General features: G+C 71.8%; 3 protein-coding genes. 2 read left to right on the top strand and 1 reads right to left on the bottom strand.

Annotation, left to right across the window (positions count from 1 at the left end):
• Nucleotides 1-520 (top strand): sigma-70 family RNA polymerase sigma factor (locus tag CCN51_RS48180; RefSeq protein WP_143676154.1); only part of this gene is annotated, 520 nt, incomplete at its 5' end.
• A gap of 131 nt (nucleotides 521-651) precedes the next feature.
• Entirely contained in the window at nucleotides 652-1,515 is an 864-nt protein-coding gene (locus CCN51_RS48175; RefSeq protein WP_086861046.1) for a hypothetical protein, read from the top strand.
• Here CCN51_RS48175 and CCN51_RS48170 read toward each other — a convergent pair.
• Nucleotides 1,512-1,721 carry a hypothetical protein gene (locus tag CCN51_RS48170; protein WP_014177819.1) on the bottom strand — a complete coding sequence of 70 codons (210 nt, stop codon included), beginning with the start codon at nucleotides 1,719-1,721 and terminating at the stop codon, nucleotides 1,512-1,514. The genes CCN51_RS48175 and CCN51_RS48170 overlap by 4 nt on opposite strands.
• Between the last annotated feature and the right edge of the window lie 62 nt (nucleotides 1,722-1,783).

Raw genomic sequence — 1,783 nt, 5'->3', positions numbered from 1 at the left:
GACCTTCGCCATGCCGACCGTCGTGGGCGAGATCAAGCGCTTCTTCCGCGACACCAGCTGGTCGGTTCGGGTGCCGCGGCGGCTCCAGGAGCTGCGCCTGGCCCTCACCAAGACCAGCGACGAGCTGTCCCAGAAGCTCGACCGCTCCCCGACGGTCACCGAGCTCGCCACGGCGCTCGGCGTCTCGGAGGAGGACGTGGTCGACGGGCTGGCGGTGGGCAACGCCTACACCGCCTCCTCGCTCGACTCACCGTCCCCCGAGGACGACGGCGGCGAGGGGTCGCTGGCCGACCGGCTCGGCTACGAGGACAGCGCGCTCGAGGGCGTGGAGTACCGGGAGTCCCTGAAGCCGCTACTGGCCAAACTCCCGCCGCGCGAGCGCCAGATCATCATGCTCCGCTTCTTCGCCAATATGACGCAGTCGCAAATCGGCGAAGAGGTCGGGATCTCCCAGATGCATGTCTCACGGCTGCTGACGCGGACTCTGGCGCAGCTGCGCGAAGGGCTCATCGCCGACTGAGGCGCCGCTGTCGCCACTGACCCATCACTGACGCATCACCGGTAACGCTCCACTGACGTGCCGTCATCGGGCCGGTGCCCGGCTGCCGCACGACCCTGTACACCTGACGGGTCGTCAGCCACACTGGCTCGATGCGATACGCGTGGAGCCGGACAACGGGCCGCCGGGGCACGGCGATCGCCTCCTCGGCGGCCGCGCTGTGCCTGGGCGCGCTGCTCAGCGGCTGCGCCGGCGGCGACGACGGATATCTCGCGGCCGAAGCGGCCGGGCCGGACGGGCCCAAGGCCACGTCCGCGCCGCCCGGGGGCGGCGTAAAGCTGGTGCCGCTCGACGGCGACGGCACGGCAGACGGCAAGGGAAAGGACTCCGGCCGCGGCGGGAAAGGACGCCCCTCCGGGTCCGGGGATACGAAGACCTCGGGCGCGCCGGACGCCTCATCCGGGCGGGACGGGACCGCCGCGACGCGTACGCCCGGACAGTCCCCGGGGAGAACGCCGGGGCGGACGGGCGCCGACGACGGCGGCCGGACCGGCGGCACCCATGACGGCTCCGGCGGCGGAAGCGGCTCAGGCAGCTCCGGACCCGCCGACGGCTCCGGCGGCTCGGGAAGTACGGACGGCCCTCAGCCCACGCCCGGCTCGCCCTCCACCCCGAGCGGCCCCGCCGTGCTGAAGATCGGCGATCTGGTGCGCGCGGCGGCCGACGACCGCTGGTGCGAGAAGGTGACCGTCGAGTTCCGCAACACCGGGGGCACCCCCGTGACCTCGGGAACGATCACCTTCGCGACCCACATCATCGACGTCCTCGGCATCGACTGGGCGACGATCGAGTCGAAGCGCAACCTGCCGGTGCCGATTCTGGCGGGCGGGAAGAAGGAGAAGACCTGGGAGGTGTGCGTGGACGACTGGCGGGTGCCGCTCGGCATGCATATCGAGACCCAGGACGCCTCCGTGACCTGGCCCGAGAACCAAGCCGGGGACCAGTCCGCGGACTAGGACAGGGCCAGCCAGGCGACGCCGGCGACGACGGCGATCGCGACGATCACGCCGACGATCACACCGATGCGCGGGCCGCCGGAGGAAGAGGGAGCGGCCGCTCGCTGCTGCTGCCGCCCGCCGTCGTCGTCGACAAAGGCCCGGAACATCTGGGTCGAGCCGGCCGGGTCGTAGTTGCCCTCAGGACCTTGGGGGTTGTTCGCCATGGCCCACGACCCTAGCGAATGAGCGCATTCCCGCACACCCCCGGGCCCCACCGCTCCCAAAC

Origin of the sequence: Streptomyces milbemycinicus (assembly GCF_002154605.1) — a bacterium.
Lineage (GTDB): Bacteria > Actinomycetota > Actinomycetes > Streptomycetales > Streptomycetaceae > Streptomyces > Streptomyces milbemycinicus.
The sequence above is the reverse complement of the archived record's forward strand: the minus strand, read 5'-3'. Positions and strand labels throughout refer to the sequence as shown.